Source organism: Marinicella pacifica, assembly GCF_014636635.1.
GTDB lineage: Bacteria > Pseudomonadota > Gammaproteobacteria > Xanthomonadales > Marinicellaceae > Marinicella > Marinicella pacifica.
The window spans coordinates 1-17,890 of record NZ_BMEO01000011.1; the positions used below are offsets into that span (position 1 = coordinate 1).

Sequence of the window (17,890 nt, forward strand, 5' to 3'; positions counted from 1 at the left end):
TTGATGAATCATCAATAATTAATTAAAAGCCCTAAATACAACAAACCCCTGAAAAAAACAGGGGTTTGTCATTAGCCTGAGGAACCTCCAGGGGTTCCTTTTTTGGTTCTATTAATTCTGTTTTAGTCGAGTAAAGAACGCAGCATCCAGGCAGTCTTTTCGTGAAACTCCATACGCTGGGTCAGTAAATCAGCACTCACTTCATCGCCTTCGATGGCGTCAGAAGTAATCACTTTTCGCGCATGGCGAATGATGGTTTCATGTGAGTCGAGTAAGTTCTTAATCATCTGTTTGGCTTCCGGGACTTCAGTTTCTTCTTTGATTTCAGTGAGTTTTGAAAAAGCCTGATAAGAACCGGGGGCAAATTCACCCAATGCGCGGATGCGCTCGGCAATGACGTCCACTGCTTCAGCCAATTCCAGATAATGTTCTTCAAACAGTTCGTGTAAAGTGGTGAACATTGGGCCGGTGACATTCCAATGATAGTTGTGGGTTTTTAAATAAAGTGTGTAGCTGTCAGCCAGTAATTTACTCAGGCCTTCGACAATTTCACTTCTGTTTTCTTGTTTTAATCCAGTATTGATAGACATAATATTTATTCATTATTGTTGATGAATATTAATTATAAGTCTTGGTTGCGGCTTTGTAAAATTGATAATTTTGAACATTGTGTTCGGCAAAATCGATAATATAAAACGATTAATGAATATTTAACATTCTATTGGATAAATGTATTATGGGTTTAATGTTTTAGCCACGCGAAACCCAAGGCGGGGATCGGTGAAGCTGTCGGGGCCTTGTTTACGGTGGCTGCTGTGGTACTCCTCAAGTGCGCTGCCCCAGTGCCCACCACGTATAACACGTTTTTCGCAACCTTTATTGACCCAAGCCAGACCGTCATCGGGTGCCCTGAAATAACTGTCATGCCAGCAATCGGTCACCCATTCCATGACATTGCCGCTTAAATCATAAAGCCCAAAGACATTGGAACTGAATTGTTTGACCGGTGCGGGGCCCCAGTAACCGTCTTGGTACTGATTCACACCCTCACGCCACCGCACGCGGCTGCCGCGCAGACGGTCATTGGCACCGCTTAAGTTGCCATAGTTATCAGGTGGTGGATTAACACCCCAGGGAAAGGGTTCTTGTGAACCGGCTTTAAGCACATACTCAAACTCACTTTCTGACAACAGCCGATAGGCTTCTCCGGTTTGTTCCGCCAGCCAATCGGCATAGGCTTGGGCATCCTGCCAGGAAACATGAATAACAGGGAGATTGCCATCCGCTCTTTTGCCCAGATAGTCATGGCGCCAATTAATACCATGTTTGTTTTTAAAACGTCCTGTTCGCGGGTTATAGACCACGCTTCTGTTAAGTTGTTCGGCGGTGGTTTTGTAACCGCTGATGCGAATAAATTCAGCAAACTCATCAACCGTGATTTCATGCTGACCGACGGCAAAAGCCTTTTTAAAATTAACCCAGTGCGCCGGTTGTTGGTACTTTGGCCCGTCTGCGCGGCCCATAAAAAAAGTGCCCACCGGCAACACAACCATTTGCGGGCCATCACCGCCTTGTGTGAGGGGGTCTCGAAGTACATCAAAAACGGCATAAGAACCGTAAGTTTGGGCTTGTATAAATTGTTGCTGATAGGGTTTGATGACATCGGCCTGCAGATTCAGCTGTTCTAATTTATTCAGCAGTTCTTCGGCACGATTAAGCTGTAAAGACTGGATGGCGAGATAAAACTGGCGATCAAGGTAGTTAAAACGTTGTTGTTTTTGTTGGTTCACCTGTTGAACGGTGGCGGCATATAGCGGGTGGTTGTCGTTGAGTCCGCCCAGGATTCTCAGCTGTGCCCGGGCCACGTCAAAATCACCTTCTTCGGCAGCACGGATGGCCTGCTGACTGATGGTTGCCAGTAATTGATTTTCCAGTTCAGTGAGCGGCGGGTACTCGTCATCTAACTGCCGGGCTTGCTGAAATTTATGGATGGCATCTTCGTGATTAAAGGCATACAAATCGTTGTTGCGCAATAATTCATGCGTCTCTTGAGTGAGTTTCTTTAAAGTAAACAGGGTGCTGATTTGGTCTGTGTATTCAGCAATTTTGGGGTCATCAGGGGCCAGCGATTTAAGCCGGGCGGTCAGTGCGGTGAGCTTTTCTTCGTCATAATCAAGCATCGCCTGAGCAGCCGCTTCGTAAAGTCGGGCGTGTAAATCGTCCAAAAGTTCATTTAGTTGGGGCACGTCATGGTTGGCATTTTTGGCCGCCATCAGGTAAAACAGGGCATTTTGTTTTTCCGGAAAGAACGCATGGTCATTGTCGATGGCCAGTTGCGCCAAAGTTAATAAATCATCGGCAGTCAGGTTTTCTTCGGTAAAATTCATCTCTTCGGGGAGCCAGTTGGGAATTTCAACCCGGGTGCGGATGGTTTCAGGTAATGCCGGTTCCTGTATGTCGTCTGTTGCCGGTGATTGGGTTTGCAGATTGACATTTTGTCCGATTGTAACGGTCTTTGGCTCATTTGATTGGAAATAGTTGGGGCCGGTTTTTAACACATACAACAGGCTGACCAAAGCCAGCCAGATGAGCGCCATGATAATTTCTTTAATGCTCATCCAGACAACGGTCTCGCTCAGTGTTGCAGATACGCAGGTCACGTATGGGGGCAATGCCTTTCGGGTGCTGCTTTAAATAAGCTGTGAACAAATCTTTTAATTCGCTGCCATTGGCGCTGCAGCTTTGGATCATGTCTTCATTAACCATTGTGTAGCCGTCCTGATTGGTATGAGCCGACAATAAATAATGGGGCATCACCACCCGCACGTTGCCTTTGCTGTCATCAGGCAAAGGCGTCAGGTCGTTATGCAGGTGAATGTGATGAACCGATTCTTGGGTCGGGTTATGGATAAAAGATAAGCCCGCCACTTGCAACCAGTGACCGTTGGCGGTCCAGTTAGACACGCTGTGTTTAAGAATATCCACCAACAGCATCTTCGGAATCTCAATCAGTTGTAAGTTACTCGGATAGGGGAACATTTCATGCAGATGTTTGGCTGTGATATCACTGCCTGCCGGGATGTTTTGGTTTAAGCGAATACTGCCGGAATTCAATAAAGCCACTTCGGCACCACAGGCGCTGAAAGCATGCAGACTTAAATCGGCCAGTAAGTCACCGAGATTGGTCTCAAAACGGCGAATGGTGGTTTCTTCAGCCACCAGTTCTGTTTGGGTGATGCCGAGTACTTGCTGTAAACAACGTGATTCGGCTTGGTGTTTGGCGCAATACTGCTGTTCAATGTTCTCATTCAGACTTTTCACCAAAGCCAGCGTGTCCGTATCCGGTTCGATGTTATCAGCCAATGGCACAACTTGTGGCAGTAACGCCGCTTTGGGTTGAGACAAATCAACTTGCACCACCACCGCAGAAGCGGCATCGGCATCAGCTTTTAAAACCCAGCGGTTATTCACCGTTTCAGCCTGGGCGAAATGCTCGTGACCACCGAAGATAATATCGGGACGATATGCTTCAGGTAAGGCCAGCATGGCCAGATCATCGGGCATGGTTTGGTGGGTCAGGGCAATCACAAAATCAGCCCCGGCACGGCGCAACATCGGCACATACCGGGCAGCGGTTTGCCGGTAGCTGTCAAAGGTGTCGATGTACTCAGGATGCGCCATATCCGTGGTCACACTAAATACACCCACCTGATAGGGACCGTATTGTTTCAGAATATAAGGTTTAAGATGATTTGACTGGATACCGTCTGCTGTCCATTTTATATTGCTGTCCAACCAGGTGAATTCAGACCGGTTGAGTAAATCATTCATCAGCGGCACATGTTTAAGGTCGCCTTTGTCAAATTCGTGATTACCAAAAGTTACCAGCATGTCCGCATCAAATTCATCTGCCGTCCCGTCCAGGAAATTCATGGCCTGAATCATGGCCACGCCATTGTCCTGTTTGCTGTTAAAGGACGGGTGTAAAAAATCACCGGCATGCAGTAGCAGAACATGGTCTGATTCAGTTTCTGATTGTTTTCTCAAGGCACGAACCCGGGCTAAACCGCCGGTTTTTCCCTGATTAATGCCGGCAATGCGATAAACATCGTTAATCGCAATGAGGGTCAGTTGATTGTCTTGGCTGATTTTTTTGGTTGCATGTTGGCAACCGGCCAATACAATGAGGAGTCCAATAATAAAATAAATTCTGATTTTTTTCATGACTAAAATTTTATCAAATTATGCATTCGTTGATGACATAAATGTCGCCCAAAAATTGCTCACTGCGGTGGATTCTCAAGAATATTACCCGATGGACACCGAATTTGAGCGTTCGAGAACTTTTTATCTTCACCCGGCTTTGTTACAAGTGCATATAGATGATACCTTTTATCTGGTGGACATTGCCATCAAAGAATTGGCTGAATTGTTTTTACCGGCATTTGATAAACTGATTTTACATTCAGGTTCTGAAGATCTGGAGTTGTGGCGACAGGTGACCGGCAAAAAGCCCAGAGCGGTGTTTGATACCCAAGTGGCGGCGGCTTTGGCGGGCTATTCTTTGCACACCTCGTACCAAAATCTGGTGGAGTCTGAATTTGATGTTAGTTTAACACAGGGCATGAGCCGTTCTGACTGGCTGCAACGTCCGCTGACTGAGGCACAAAAAGAATATGCGGTTGAGGATATTTATTATCTGGGTGAATTAAAACAGCGGCTGAGTGAACAGCTTTCACAGCGAGGCTTAATACTTTTGTTTGAGGTTTTAATGCAGCAACAACTGGACAACCTTGATACAGATGGACACAATGAAAAAATGTACCAAAAACTGGTGAAAAGCCAGCGACTGGACAAGCAACAAAGGGCGCGCTTATGGCGGCTGTTGTTGTGGCGTGATCAGCTGGCACAGCAACGTAACAAGCCCCGTAACTGGATTTTAAAACCACCTGAAATGATTGCTGTGGTGCAACAGGTCACAGGTTTTGAGGATTTGTTTGACATTGGTTTGTATCCTAAATTTATTAAATACAATGGCCGTGCTTTACTGGCGGCTTTACATGGCCGGGATACATGGCAGGACACCGAGCCGCCGCAGATAATTAAACTTAACAGCCGACAGGGTCAACAGCTCCAGGCGATGAAAAAAGCAGTTAAAGACAAAGCGACTAAAGCCGACATCGATCCGGCCTTAATTGTCAATAACGCCGGTTTAAAAACGCTGGCTTTTCAAGGTGAAACGTTGGAAGTGTTGCCGACATGGCAAGCATTAATCGAGGCGGGGTTTTGAGCGTTCCGGTTCAGAGCCATCGGGGCAGGGCTTAAACGCACAATTATTTTCAGGGTCTCTACCAACGTAACTGCCATCATCACATTGTAAGGCTTCCTGGGTACAATAGACTACGGGCTCTTTTTGTTTAGATTGTTCAGGGCAGGCTTTGAATAAACATTCATTGTTAGGATGTCGCTTCACAAAAGACCCATCAGGGCATTGTTTCATATCATCCGCACATTGGATTTCAGTCAGTGGTTCTGGGCAGGGATCAAATGCACAGTTTAAGGCAGGGTTACGGCTCACAGTCTGGCCGTCTTCGCAGACTTTGGCGTCCTTGGTGCAGGCGCCTGGTACAGAGGATTTATTGGGGTTTTCGGTGGTTTCCGTTTGGCAGCCTACTACCCAAAACAAGGTTACCCATAAGATGACAAAAAATTTCATGCAGGCAACGGTTTTTCCCAGAACATGGCCTGGCCATGGTGATCATCCAGTTGATAAGGTTTAAAGCCAAAACGCTCATAAGCGGCCTGCGCTGTGGTGTTGCCGGTGACCACTTCAAGGGTCAGCTTGCAACATTGTCTTTGTTGCGCAATATCTTCCACCAGATCAAACATTTTTCGGCTTAAACCCATGCCACGATACTCTCCGGCCACCACCACATCATGAATGTTAATCAGCGGTCGACAGGCAAAGGTGGAAAAACCTTCAAAGCAGTTAATCAAACCGGCCGGCTGACCATCCACGTAGGCCAGAATACTGAACGCATCCCGACGGTCCGCCAGAGCCGGAATTAAGTTTTGAGCGGTAAAGTCACTCAAGGCCATACCACCGCCCATCGGATCGGTGGCATAACAATCCAATAACTCAATCACATGCCGTGCATGTTGTGGATTGTGGTAATCTGCTTGAATAACCTTAACCGCCATACATCACTCGCGTAATTTAGCCAGTAAGCGCAGTAATTCAATATACAGCCACACCAGTGTGACCATCAGGCCAAAGGCGCCGTACCATTCGAAATGCTTGGGTAGGTTTTGTTCACTGCCGCGTTCGATAAAATCAAAATCCAGCACCAGGTTTAAGGCCGCGATACCGACCACAAACACGCTTAAGCCAATACTCAGCATCGACGCATTTTCGGTATTAAAGTAACTGATATTGGCACCAAAACCAAAATGAGCCACCAGGCTAAAGAGATAAAAGACGGCAATGCCCATGGTGGCAAACACAATCACTTTTTTAAAGGTTTCGGTGACTTTAATCAGACCGGTACGGTAACTGAATAACATGGCAAACATCACCGCGACTGTGAGACCTACGGCCTGTGATACGAGTCCAGGGTAGCGGGCTTCAAAAACGGCTGAGAGACCACCGACAAATAAGCCTTGTAAAACCGCATAAATCATCGAGCCAGCCACAGCAAACTTGGGTTTAAAGGCGACAACCAAGCCAACAACCAGACCACCGAACATACCGGTTAACATCAAGGTGCGACCCAGAGCCGGATCATTGAGCATGGTTTGCCAGGTCCAGGCACCCACGGCCACCATAATCAACAGTAAAATACCGGTTTTGTTGATGGTGCCGTTAACCGTCATGCGCTGTGAATCATCGCGAATCATTTCGTCCACAGGCCCTAAACTGACGGCATGTTGTTCAAATTGATTCATCGCCGGATTGGCGGTTTTCATGTTTTTTAAATTCATTGATTAACCTAATTTGTGTGATTGAAAAAAGAGACAATCATTATATAGGTTCATTTTCAAAGGGTACAAGCTAAATCGGATGCCGGCAATCAAAAACCGGTAAAAAAAGATGTTCAGTCATTTGCGATAGGCATCTTACAATGCGGATTATCAACATTCCCCCGAAAGTTGATGGCTCAGTCTCATCCCCCAATGGACTGATTCTATCGTGCCCGAGGACCGGCACCAAATGACTGAACATGAAGCAATTAACCTGATCATTCCGACTGTTTAATCTTGTTTGTGCCGGCATGCATTCATTCAGGTAACATCTGTCCTTATTAAGCAATTAATCATTGCTGTTACCCATAGAAGCGAAGAAATGATACAAAACCCTCAAAAATAATTTATTTTTTTAAATAAGGCTGTTCGCGGATGGTCAGGTATTCTCTGGCTTGATGCATCAAATGCACAAAAGCCTGTTGGTGGTTATTGTGTAAAATGCTTTTCAGTCGGTTAATGGTGTCGTCCAGGGCATTGATGATGGTGGGGCTGTACTGATTCAGTTTCTGGATTTCATAGTATAAATCGGGGTTTTCGTGGGTCACATTGGCAGCAATGCGCCACTGGGCATCAAAAGTGGTACTGGATAGATTGGCGAGCAGATCGGCGGCTTCTCCCGATTCGGCCAACACCGTCATAAATATAATGTTCAGTAAATGCGACAGACCGAGCACATAGCTGATTAAGCGGTCATGGTCTTCAAATTGCATTTCAACGCGTTCCACCATGGTGGGCTGAAACAGTTGTTTGGCACTTTGTAACGCCGCATCATCGCCCATGTGAATGAAAATCACATGTTTATTCGACAACAGCTGACTGTCGGGGCCAAACATGGGGTGAATAGAGACCACCCGACAGCCGCTGTCGTGCAGCGAACGCAGGGGACGGCGCAGGGGGGTTTTGATGGAACTGATGTCCATGATAATCCCGTTTGGTTTAAGTTGTTGCAGTTGATTCAACACCTCGACACTTTTTTGTATGGGGGTGGCGAGGATAATAAAATCGTGGTTCAGTTCAATCCTCGTGATATCAGCAATAAAATTATCCTGGTCGGGCAATGGTGCAAGGTCATTAATTTCAACGGTGAAATTCTGCTCCTGTAAAAAATGAGCAAACCATTGTCCCATCTTACCGTTACCGCCGATAATCAGGGCTTTTTTGTTGTGACCGTAACCGGAGTTTTTAACTTTCTGGACCTCTTGTTTGCTGAGTGAGGTTTCAATAATCAGCTCAAATATTTTTTGTGCAATGTTTGGATTGAGTTTTTTCTGCTCAGCCACTTCTCGGATGTGATTAATAACTTGTTTTTCACGACCGTAGTCACGGGTGGGTGATTTTGTGTCGAGTTTCACATTTCCAATCTGCTCAACATTAAACTGTCGTTCAGCAATCAGTGCTATAATTTGCTCATCGATGTCATCAAGTTGCTGACGTAATTGCGATAATTTTTGATTTTTCATATTGAATGTCAGTAAATTTAAGCGTAAATTGTTACAGTATAAAGATGATTAAGCAATAATTTTTAATGGGAGTATGAATATATGCGTAAACTGTTAGTTTTGTTAGTAATAACATTTTTTAGTGGACTGGTTGTGGCCAAGGATCGTCCGGTGGTGGCGGTTCTCGATTTCACCAATGATACCCGAGCTCACTGGTGGCGAACTGATGTGGGGCATGAGTTGGGCGGTATGCTGGCCAATGAGTTAACTTCGACCGGAGCCTTTAAGGTGGTTGAACGACAACGCCTTGACAGCGTATTGGGTGAACAGGATTTGGGTGCTTCAGGTCGTGTTAATCCGGCCACGGCAGCTAAAATGGGCAAGGTGACCGGTGCTCAGTATTTAATTACCGGTAAAGTGGCGGCTTATGAAGAAAATACCAAAGGAACTGGTGGCGGATTGAGTTTCAAAGGTATTTCTTTGGGTGGTAAAAGCCAACAGGCTTATTTAGCCATAGATTTACGTGTGATTAATGCGACCACCGGTGAAGTTGAATATGTCCGTACCATTGAAGGTCGTTCCAAAGGCGGCGGTATGAGCGTTGGTCTGTATCGTGGTGGTTTTGGTGGCTCATTGGGCGGCCACAAGAAAACCCCAACCGGTAAAGCCATTCGTGCAGCGCTGGTTGAAGCCACAGATTATTTAGCCTGTGTTATGTATGATCAGGATGGTTGTGTTCGTGAATACAGAGAAAAAGAACGTAGTCGTCGTGAGAAAACCAAATCATCTTTATCACTCGACTAAGACGATTCACAGGTTTTAACAAACCAAAAAAAGGCCGGCAAAAGACCGGCCTTTTTTAATGGGATGGTCCGCTGTTAATTGGCTTTATGAACGGCTCGTTTATCGACGCTCATGGCCGCTTCAAATACAGCTTCAGATAAAGTCGGATGGGCATGAACAATCCGTGCCAGGTCTTCGGCACAACCTCTAAACTCCATGGTCACCACACATTCAGAAATCAATTCTGAAGCACCGGCGCCAAAAATATGGGCACCCAGTAACTCATCGCTTTCTTCATGAGCCAGTAGCTTGACCATGCCTGTGGGCTCATTCATGGCCAAGGCACGACCATTGGCCGCAAAGGGAAAAGTACCGATTTTATATGGAATACCGGCTTCTTTGAGCTGCTCTTCAGTTTTACCGACCCAGGCCAGCTCCGGTTCGGTGTAAATCACCCAGGGAATGGTGTTAAAGTCAATGTGGCCATGTTCACCTAAGATGCGTTCTACCACGGCAGACCCTTCTTCAGAGCCTTTATGTGCCAGCATCGGACCGCGAACCACGTCACCTACGGCCCAGACATTCTCGACACTGGTCTGGCAGTTGTCGTTGACATCAATTTGACCGCGTTCGGTTAATTCAACGCCACAATCATCGCTTAGCAAGCCTTCTGTTTCGGCTTTACGACCGACAGCCACCAGTAATTTATCAAAAGTTTCAGTGTGTTTCTCACCATCTTTTTCATACACCACTTCCACCTGGTTATTTTTCACTTCAGCAGATTTAACAAAGGTTGATAAGTGAATATCAAGCCCCTGCTTTTTGAACTCACGGGCCGCGACTTTGGCAATGCCCTGGTCACAGGCACCTAAAAAGGTGTCCATGGCTTCAAATATGGTGACATCACTACCGACCCGGCGCCAGACACTGCCCATTTCCAGGCCAATCACGCCGGCACCAATTACACCCAGTTTTTTAGGCACCTCTTCGATGTTTAAGCCGCCGGTATTATCTAAAATATATTTGTTATCAACCTCAACATTGGGAATCGACACGGGTACCGATCCGGAGGCCAGGATAATGTGCTTGCCGGAAACGGTTTGCTGACCTTCTTCGTTGCTGATTTCAACCTGACGGTCTTTTAATAATTTTCCGCTACCGGCAATGTAGCTGACTTTGTTGGCTTTGAATAATTGTTTGATACCGCCGGTCAGTTGTTTGACAATTTTGTCTTTACGGCCAATCATGGTGCCGACATGAATGGCAGCGTCTTTAAACGAAATACCGTGGACATCGTAATGCTGCGTCATTTGCTCATAATGCTTGGAAGAGTCCAGCAACGCTTTGGAAGGAATACAACCCACATTGAGGCAAGTACCGCCAAGGGCGTACTCGTCGTCTTTGGTTTTAAAGCGGTCAACGCACAGGGTTTTCAAGCCGCCCTGAGCAGCCCGAATGGCCGCCACATAACCGGCCGGACCGCCGCCAATCACCACCACATCATATTGTTCACTCATCAATTAATCTCCGTTACAGTTTAAGCAGCATTCTGGCCGGATCTTCCAGCATATCTTTTAAAGTGACTAAAAACAGCACCGCATCTTTGCCGTCAATAATGCGGTGGTCATAGGTCAGTGCCAGGTACATCATGGGTCGAACCACAATTTCACCCTCAACCACCACCGGTCGTTCTTTGATGGTGTGCATGCCTAAAATGGCACTTTGCGGCATATTCAAAATTGGCGTTGACATCAAAGAGCCAAAAGAGCCGCCGTTGGTGATGGTGAAGGTGCCACCTTGTAAGTCTTCCATCGTCAGTTTGCCACTGTTGCCTTTTTCGGCAAAATCACGGATGCCTTTGTCTATATCCGCCAGACCCATGGCATCGGTGTTTTTTAACACCGGCACCACCAGGCCGCGCTCGGTGGCCACCGCGATACCGATGTTTTGTTGTCGGTGATAAACAATGTCATTGTCTTCGACGGACGCATTGATTATCGGAAACTGTTTGAGCGCCTCGGTGGCCGCTTTGACAAAAAAGGACATCAATCCAAGTTTAATGCCATGTTTTTTCTGGAATTCGTCTTTGTATTTACTGCGGATATCCATCACTGCCTGTAAATCGACCTCATTAAAAGAGGTCAGCATGGCAGCGGTTGACTGGGCTTCTACCATGCGATCGGCAATTTTGGCCCGCAATCGGCTCATTGGTACCCGCTCTTCCAGCGGGGTGTTGGCCACATTCATGACATCGGGTTTGGTGATGCGTCCACCGCGACCGCTGCCTTCGACTTGAGACGCGTCAATGTTTTCATCTTTCATCATTTTGCGGGCGGCCGGACCGGCTGAACCGGTGTCAATGTCATCAGCGGTTGTTTTGGGTGGTTGTGTGGCGGATTTTTGTTCGCCGGACTTGTCTGATGAATCGTCAGTTGATTTCTTTTGTGTGGATGTGTCTTCGGTTTTTGGTTCATCTTGAACCGCGCCTTCTTTGACCCTGGCAATCACGTCACTGGCCTGCACCACATCGCCTTCTTCAACGTCGACAGATTCCAGTACACCGTCAACCGGCGAAGGCACTTCCAACACCACTTTGTCGGTTTCTAAATCCACCAGATTTTCATCTCTTCGAACCGTGTCACCGGGTTTTTTATGCCAGGTGGCAACGGTGGCGTCACTCACTGATTCGGGTAAAACCGGTACTTTAACATCAATGCTCATTTTATTATTACTCCGCGTCTATGGCCGATCCATGGTTTCCATGAATGGCATCTTCGATTAATTGGTTTTGTTCTTTTACATGGACTTGATACGATCCGACAGCCGGCGAGGGCGAACCTTTACGGCCGGCATAATACAGTGGGAATCGATCTGCCACACAATGTTGTAAATGGTGTCTGATCTGAAACCAGGCACCTTGGTTTATGGGTTCTTCCTGACACCAGATCACTTCTTTGGCGTTGGTGAATTTGTCCAGCTCGGCGGTCAGTTCAGGCCGCGGGAACGGATACAGTTGTTCAATGCGAATCACGGCAATGTTTTTTATGTCATTCTCATTGATCCTTTTCATCAGGTCGTAATAGACCTTACCTGAGCACAGTATAATGCGCTCAACTGCTTTGTTCGTGACTTTGCGATCCGGAATCACCAGCTGAAATCCGCCTTGCGTCAGTTGTTGTTTGGTGGACACGGCTTCTTTATGCCGTAACAGACTTTTGGGGGTCATCACAATCAAGGGTTTTCTGGCTTTGCGCAGCATTTGCCGGCGAATCATATGAAAGGTCTGGGCCGGGGTTGAGGGCATGCACACCTGCATATTGTTGACCGCACAGAGCTGCAAAAAGCGTTCTAAACGGGCCGATGAATGTTCAGGCCCCTGGCCCTCAAAACCATGGGGTAAGAACATCACAAGACCACTTAATCGACCCCATTTGGCTTCACCTGAGGATATAAACTGATCAATCACCACCTGGGCCCCGTTGGCAAAGTCACCAAACTGGGCTTCCCAGATCACCAGGGCATTGGGTTCAGCGGTGGCATAACCGTATTCAAAACCCAACACCGCCAGTTCTGATAGCACAGAATTAATGATGTCAATTTTATTGCTGTCGGTTTCCAGCCGTTCCAGTGGTGTGTAGTTTTTGGCCGAATCGGTGGTGTGTATCACCGCATGGCGATGGAAGAAGGTGCCGCGTTGGGAGTCCTGGCCATCGAGACGAATCTGGTAGCCGTCATCCAGAATACTGGCATAGGCCAGGGTTTCAGCAAAACCCCAGTCCATTGGTATTTCGTCGCGCATCATTTTGATGCGGTTATCATTAATACTTTTCACCCGGGGATGGGGTTTAATATCATCCGGCAAATCGGTGATGATTTCGGCGTATTTTTTGAACTGTTCTTCACTGATGGTGGTGTCCACTTTCTCGCGCAAATCACCATCAAGATGGGGGGGCCAATCGACCACAAATTGATCGTTGTTTTCATCCGCAAATTCCACGATATGCTGTTTATCATCGAGGCTGTCACGGTAGTCGTTCATTAACTGTTCAGCGTAAGATGAATCAATCACGCCGTTTTCGATTAATTTTTGGCTGTAAATTTCCCGTGGTGTCGGGTGTTTTTTGATGATTTTGTACATCTTGGGTTGCGTGGCGGAGGGTTCATCCGCTTCGTTGTGACCGTGTTTGCGGTAGCACACCAAATCTATCACCACATCGATATCAAAACGTTGGCGGTAATCTGCGGCCACCTGGGTGGCAAACACCACCGCTTCAGGATCATCCCCATTGACATGGAAAATCGGTGCCTGCACCATTTTCGCCACTTCGGTGCAATACAGTCCGCCTTTTTTGTCCAAAGCGTGGGTGGTGGTGAAGCCAATCTGATTATTAACCACCACATGGATGGTGCCGCCGACATCAAAACCTTCTACCCGTGCCATATTAAACAATTCCATGATGACACCCTGACCTTCAAATGAGGCATCACCATGAATCAGTACCGGCACCACCTGGTTTTTGTTTTGATCATCACGTCGTACCTGCCGGGCCCGCACCGATCCCAGCACAACCGGGTTAATAATTTCCAGATGTGAGGGGTTGAAAGCCATGGCCAGGTGCACCGGACCATGTGCGCCGGGTACGTCTGATGAATAGCCCTTGTGGTATTTAACATCACCGGAATTGACATTGTCCAGAGACTCATCACTGCCTTCGAATTCATCGAATAAATCAGCCGGAGATTTACCCAGTATATTGATCAGCATATTGAGGCGGCCGCGGTGGGCCATGCCGAACACAATTTCTTTCACTTGATGCTTACCCAGATGGCCAATCAGTGCATCCATTTGTGGAATCAAAGCATCGCCGCCTTCTAATGAAAAGCGTTTTTGGCCCACGTATTTGGTGTGCAGGTAGCGTTCCATGCCTTCGGCCTGGGTGAGTTTTTTCAGCATTTGTTTCTTTGCATCGTCGGAAAACCCAAACTCACCGGCGGGTTTTTCCAATCTTTGTTGCAGCCATTCGCGTTTTTCAATATCAGTGATGTGCATATATTCAACACCGATGTGCCGGCAATAAACCCGTTCCAGTCTATCTACGATGTCGGCTAAAGACATTTCAGGCGTATCGGTGACCAGCGAGCCGGTGTTAAAACGGGTGTTGAGATCCGTTTCACTGAGGCCGTGAAAAGACAATGTTAAGTCAGGTGTGTCCGGTCGCTTGGAATAGTTAATGGGATCCAAATCGGCTTTTTGGTGACCGCGCAGGCGATAAGAATTTATCAAACGCAACACCGCTGCTTGTTTCATCGCATGGTCAGCATCACCTGATAGCCCACCGCCGGCCGGTAATTGACCGGCGGCTATAAATTGTTCAATCACCGGTTGATGGCGAACATCGGGTTGCTCACCGTCAAACTGTTTAAACAGTTGTTGCAGTTCAGGGGTGACTGCTTGAGGATCCTGTAAGTAGAGATCGTAGTATTGCTCTAACCAAGCTGAATTGGCGCCAAAAAAAGGGGCGCTTTGTTGCTTTTCTTTAATCCAGTTCGCCAAGGGAATGCTCACGTCAAAAATAAAAGCCGTTATTATACCTGAGTTAAGCGTGGGTAAAAACCTATCGGCACCGATAAGGTGGATTAAATCGCATTTTTATTTGTAAAGAGCAGCTTTTGTAAAACCCATTGTCAGCGGCTTATTTTTTGTGACATAATATTCACACAGGGTACAAAACTTCCCAAAAATATTTATTTTTTTAACAGCGTGTCTTCACAAATTATCTGTTCTTGTTAATTTTTTTAAATGCAGAAAAATAAAAGTTAATAAAAAAAATCAATTTTACTCGTTTATGGTGGCAATATATGCTATATTTCCTGGCGACATTTCGGCCGCTTTCTGGAATGTATTTTTTTGTCTAAGGTGTTGAAATGCAAGTATAAAACAGTATGCTTGCAAAACAACCTGTTCTCATCAGTGAGACTTAAGCGGTTGAAAGTACTGGTTAATTTTTTTAAATCCAAATAAGATTAAAATAAATAATTTATTAATTTATTTTGGGAGAGTGACGGGGACAGTTATGCAAATGAGTGAAGTCAAAAAGAAACAGCAGGTTTATTCGCAGGAAGAAGCTTATCAGGCATCCTTAGATTATTTTAAGGGCGATGACCTGGCGGCCCGTGTCTGGGTCAACAAATACGCATTAAAGGATTCAGAAGGTAATATTTTTGAACAAACGCCGGATGATATGCACCACCGACTGGCTTCAGAAATCGCCCGGGTTGAAAAAAAATACCCCAATCCGATGTCGCAACAGGAAGTTTTTAACCTGATTAAAAACTTCCACTATCTGGTTCCTCAAGGTGGCCCCATGACCGGTATCGGCAATCCCTTTCAGATTGCTTCTTTGTCTAACTGTTTTGTGATTGGTAATCCCGGTGAATCGGATTCTTACGGTGGTATCATGAAAATTGATCAGGAACAGGTGCAATTGATGAAGCGTCGCGGTGGAGTCGGTCATGATTTATCCCACGTGCGGCCACGGGGCTCAGCGGTTAAGAATTCAGCGCTGACGTCCACCGGTATTGTGCCGTTTATGGAGCGCTATTCCAATTCCACCCGTGAAGTGGCCCAGGACGGTCGCCGGGGTGCGCTGATGTTGTCGGTATCAATCAATCATCCCGATGCCGAAGATTTTATTGATGCCAAGTTAGAGCAGGGTAAAGTGACCGGTGCCAATGTATCGGTGCGCATTGATGATGGTTTTATGCAGGCGGTGGCAGACAATAAGGACTATCAGCAAAACTACCCTGTGTTCAGTGATGACCCCAAATTCAGTCAAACCATCAACGCCCGCCAATTGTGGCAAAAAATCATCCACAATGCCTGGCAGTCCGCTGAACCCGGCATTCTGTTCTGGGACACCATCACCCGTGAATCGGTGCCTGATTGCTATGCCGATTTGGGTTATGAAACCGTTTCCACCAATCCTTGTGGTGAGATACCCTTGTGCCCTTATGACTCTTGTCGTTTACTGGCGATTAATTTATTGTCCTATGTGAGCAATCCCTTTACGGACACAGCAAAATTTGACGAGACCTTGTTTAAAGACCATGTGGCCAAAGCGCAACGTTTAATGGATGACATCATTGATCTTGAGCTGGAAAAGATTGATGCGATTTTAGAAAAAATTGATGCCGATCCGGAAAGTGAGGAGGTCAAGCGCATTGAGAAAAACCTCTGGTTAAACATCAAACAAAAAGCCGAAGAGGGCCGCCGAACCGGCATCGGTATCACTGCCGAGGGTGATATGCTGGCAGCTTTAGGCATTCGTTACGGCAGTGATGAAGGCAATGATTTTTCCGAGAAAATCCACAAAATGATTGCGGTTGAGACCTATCGGGCTTCTGTGAACATGGCTAAAGAACGCGGTGCTTTTGGTCTTTACGACAGTGAACGTGAAAAAAACAATCCGTTTATACAACGGCTGAAAAAGGCCGATGCCGGGATGTACAAAGACATGGTTGAATATGGTCGTCGTAACATTGCATTATTAACCATTGCACCCACCGGCACCACCAGTTTAATGACCCAAACCACCTCAGGGATTGAGCCGGTTTTCTTACCGGTGTATAAACGTCGGCGTAAAGTGAACCCCAATGATAAGGACGCACGGGTGGATTTTGTTGACGAGGTGGGCGATTCCTGGGAAGAATATACCGTGTTTCATCACCGGTTTAAGCAGTGGATGGAAGTGAACGGTCATGACACCGAAAAAAGCTACACGGAAAAACAGTTAAATGCGCTGGTTAAAAAGTCACCTTATTATAAGGCCACCAGTAATGATGTGGACTGGCTGAGTAAAGTGCGGATGCAAGGAGCGGTTCAAAAGTGGGTGGATCACAGCATCAGTGTGACCATTAATTTACCGCAAAATGTCAGCCAAAAACTGGTGGGTGATTTGTATATGGAAGCCTGGAAAGTGGGTTGTAAAGGAGTCACCGTTTACCGTGACGGTTCACGCTCGGGCGTCCTGATTTCCAATGAAGACAAACAAGAAGAGCTGGTGCCATTTCCCACCAAACGGCCGAAAATTCTGGAAGCCGATGTGGTGCGGTTCCATAACAACAAAGAAAAGTGGATTGCCTTTGTGGGTCTGATTGACGACCAGCCGTATGAAGTGTTTACCGGTCTGGCGGATGATGAGGATGGTATTTTCCTGCCCCGTTCCATTGAAAAAGGCCTGATCATCAAAAGCCGTTTAGAAGACGGCAGCTCACGCTATGATTTTCAGTTCACCAACAAACGCGGTTATAAAACCACCATCGAAGGTTTGTCCCATAAATTCAATCCTGAATACTGGAACTATGCCAAATTGATTTCCGGTACCTTGCGTCACGGCATGCCGATTGTTAAAGTGGTGGGATTGATTAATACCTTGCAACTGGACAGCGAATCGATTAATACCTGGAAAAACGGTGTGACCCGTGCACTCAAACGTTATATTGCCGATGGCACGGAGGCCGAGAAAGGGACCTGTGAAAATTGCCAGTCCACCGAGTTGATTTATCAGGAAGGCTGCTTAACCTGTAAAAGCTGCGGTTCATCCAAATGCGGTTAGGGTGAACCCGGCATGCATAAAAAGCACCCA

The 17,890-nt window shown here is 46.6% G+C and carries 13 protein-coding genes; 3 read left to right on the top strand and 10 right to left on the bottom strand.

What is annotated here, in order from left to right; translation table 11 throughout:
- Positions 1-122: 122 nt before the first annotated feature.
- The 3 genes from IEV16_RS10805 to IEV16_RS10815 all read right to left on the bottom strand — a co-directional run bounded on the left by IEV16_RS10805 (position 123) and on the right by IEV16_RS10815 (position 4,224).
- The gene (locus IEV16_RS10805) at positions 123-590 is read right to left on the bottom strand and encodes a Dps family protein (protein ID WP_188365726.1); all 468 of its coding nucleotides are present in this window, start codon (positions 588-590) and stop codon (positions 123-125) included.
- Positions 591-734: 144 nt separating this feature from the next.
- Positions 735-2,618, bottom strand: a complete 1,884-nt coding sequence (locus IEV16_RS10810; protein ID WP_188365727.1) for a formylglycine-generating enzyme family protein — start codon at positions 2,616-2,618, stop codon at positions 735-737.
- Complete coding sequence (locus IEV16_RS10815) at positions 2,608-4,224, bottom strand: bifunctional metallophosphatase/5'-nucleotidase (protein ID WP_188365728.1); 1,617 nt, start codon at positions 4,222-4,224, stop codon at positions 2,608-2,610. The genes IEV16_RS10810 and IEV16_RS10815 overlap by 11 nt, the downstream gene beginning before the upstream one ends.
- Between IEV16_RS10815 and IEV16_RS10820 the strand changes: the two genes are divergently transcribed.
- On the top strand, positions 4,223-5,290 hold the full coding sequence (locus tag IEV16_RS10820) for a ribonuclease D (protein WP_188365729.1): 1,068 nt from the start codon (positions 4,223-4,225) through the stop codon (positions 5,288-5,290). The two genes, IEV16_RS10815 and IEV16_RS10820, sit on opposite strands and share 2 nt — an antisense overlap.
- Here IEV16_RS10820 and IEV16_RS10825 read toward each other — a convergent pair.
- The 4 genes from IEV16_RS10825 to IEV16_RS10840 all read right to left on the bottom strand — a co-directional run bounded on the left by IEV16_RS10825 (position 5,270) and on the right by IEV16_RS10840 (position 8,483).
- A complete protein-coding gene (locus IEV16_RS10825; protein ID WP_188365730.1) occupies positions 5,270-5,716 on the bottom strand; it encodes a hypothetical protein in 447 nt (148 codons plus the stop codon). The two genes, IEV16_RS10820 and IEV16_RS10825, sit on opposite strands and share 21 nt — an antisense overlap.
- The gene (locus tag IEV16_RS10830) at positions 5,713-6,201 is read right to left on the bottom strand and encodes a GNAT family N-acetyltransferase (RefSeq protein WP_188365731.1); all 489 of its coding nucleotides are present in this window, start codon (positions 6,199-6,201) and stop codon (positions 5,713-5,715) included. The genes IEV16_RS10825 and IEV16_RS10830 overlap by 4 nt, the downstream gene beginning before the upstream one ends.
- Positions 6,202-6,204: 3 nt before the next feature.
- A complete protein-coding gene (locus tag IEV16_RS10835; RefSeq protein WP_188365797.1) occupies positions 6,205-6,966 on the bottom strand; it encodes a Bax inhibitor-1/YccA family protein in 762 nt (253 codons plus the stop codon).
- Between the two features lie 401 nt (positions 6,967-7,367).
- Positions 7,368-8,483: a bifunctional chorismate mutase/prephenate dehydrogenase gene (locus tag IEV16_RS10840; RefSeq protein ID WP_188365732.1), complete on the bottom strand. Its 1,116-nt coding sequence runs from the start codon at positions 8,481-8,483 to the stop codon at positions 7,368-7,370.
- Positions 8,484-8,564: 81 nt separating this feature from the next.
- On the opposite strand from IEV16_RS10840, the gene IEV16_RS10845 reads away from it, so the two are divergent.
- On the top strand, positions 8,565-9,266 hold the full coding sequence (locus tag IEV16_RS10845) for a CsgG/HfaB family protein (RefSeq protein WP_188365733.1): 702 nt from the start codon (positions 8,565-8,567) through the stop codon (positions 9,264-9,266).
- Between the two features lie 74 nt (positions 9,267-9,340).
- Here IEV16_RS10845 and lpdA read toward each other — a convergent pair whose 3' ends face one another.
- Genes lpdA through IEV16_RS10860 form a run of 3 tightly spaced genes read right to left on the bottom strand, consistent with a single transcriptional unit; the run spans position 9,341 to position 14,799 of the window.
- Positions 9,341-10,762: a dihydrolipoyl dehydrogenase gene (gene lpdA / locus IEV16_RS10850; protein ID WP_188365734.1), complete on the bottom strand. Its 1,422-nt coding sequence runs from the start codon at positions 10,760-10,762 to the stop codon at positions 9,341-9,343.
- Positions 10,763-10,775: 13 nt separating this feature from the next.
- The gene (gene odhB, locus IEV16_RS10855) at positions 10,776-11,966 is read right to left on the bottom strand and encodes a 2-oxoglutarate dehydrogenase complex dihydrolipoyllysine-residue succinyltransferase (RefSeq protein ID WP_188365735.1); all 1,191 of its coding nucleotides are present in this window, start codon (positions 11,964-11,966) and stop codon (positions 10,776-10,778) included.
- A gap of 7 nt (positions 11,967-11,973) precedes the next feature.
- Positions 11,974-14,799 carry a 2-oxoglutarate dehydrogenase E1 component gene (locus IEV16_RS10860; protein WP_188365736.1) on the bottom strand — a complete coding sequence of 942 codons (2,826 nt, stop codon included), beginning with the start codon at positions 14,797-14,799 and terminating at the stop codon, positions 11,974-11,976.
- Positions 14,800-15,325: 526 nt separating this feature from the next.
- Here IEV16_RS10860 and IEV16_RS10865 point away from each other — a divergent pair.
- On the top strand, positions 15,326-17,860 hold the full coding sequence (locus IEV16_RS10865; RefSeq protein WP_229728332.1) for an adenosylcobalamin-dependent ribonucleoside-diphosphate reductase: 2,535 nt from the start codon (positions 15,326-15,328) through the stop codon (positions 17,858-17,860).
- Positions 17,861-17,890: the final 30 nt, after the last annotated feature.

Excerpts from the sequence above, each read along its gene's own strand:
- IEV16_RS10830 (WP_188365731.1), bottom strand. The coding sequence starts at position 6,201 with ATGGCGGTTAAGGTTATTCAAGCAGATTACCACAATCCACAACATGCA.
- IEV16_RS10805 (WP_188365726.1), bottom strand. The coding sequence starts at position 590 with ATGTCTATCAATACTGGATTAAAACAAGAAAACAGAAGTGAAATTGTC.
- lpdA (WP_188365734.1), bottom strand. The coding sequence starts at position 10,762 with ATGAGTGAACAATATGATGTGGTGGTGATTGGCGGCGGTCCGGCCGGT.
- IEV16_RS10835 (WP_188365797.1), bottom strand. The coding sequence starts at position 6,966 with ATGAAAACCGCCAATCCGGCGATGAATCAATTTGAACAACATGCCGTC.
- IEV16_RS10810 (WP_188365727.1), bottom strand. The coding sequence starts at position 2,618 with ATGAGCATTAAAGAAATTATCATGGCGCTCATCTGGCTGGCTTTGGTC.
- IEV16_RS10865 (WP_229728332.1), top strand. The coding sequence starts at position 15,326 with ATGAGTGAAGTCAAAAAGAAACAGCAGGTTTATTCGCAGGAAGAAGCT.
- IEV16_RS10825 (WP_188365730.1), bottom strand. The coding sequence starts at position 5,716 with ATGAAATTTTTTGTCATCTTATGGGTAACCTTGTTTTGGGTAGTAGGC.
- odhB (WP_188365735.1), bottom strand. The coding sequence starts at position 11,966 with ATGAGCATTGATGTTAAAGTACCGGTTTTACCCGAATCAGTGAGTGAC.
- IEV16_RS10820 (WP_188365729.1), top strand. The coding sequence starts at position 4,223 with ATGACTAAAATTTTATCAAATTATGCATTCGTTGATGACATAAATGTC.
- IEV16_RS10815 (WP_188365728.1), bottom strand. The coding sequence starts at position 4,224 with ATGAAAAAAATCAGAATTTATTTTATTATTGGACTCCTCATTGTATTG.
- IEV16_RS10840 (WP_188365732.1), bottom strand. The coding sequence starts at position 8,483 with ATGAAAAATCAAAAATTATCGCAATTACGTCAGCAACTTGATGACATC.
- IEV16_RS10845 (WP_188365733.1), top strand. The coding sequence starts at position 8,565 with ATGCGTAAACTGTTAGTTTTGTTAGTAATAACATTTTTTAGTGGACTG.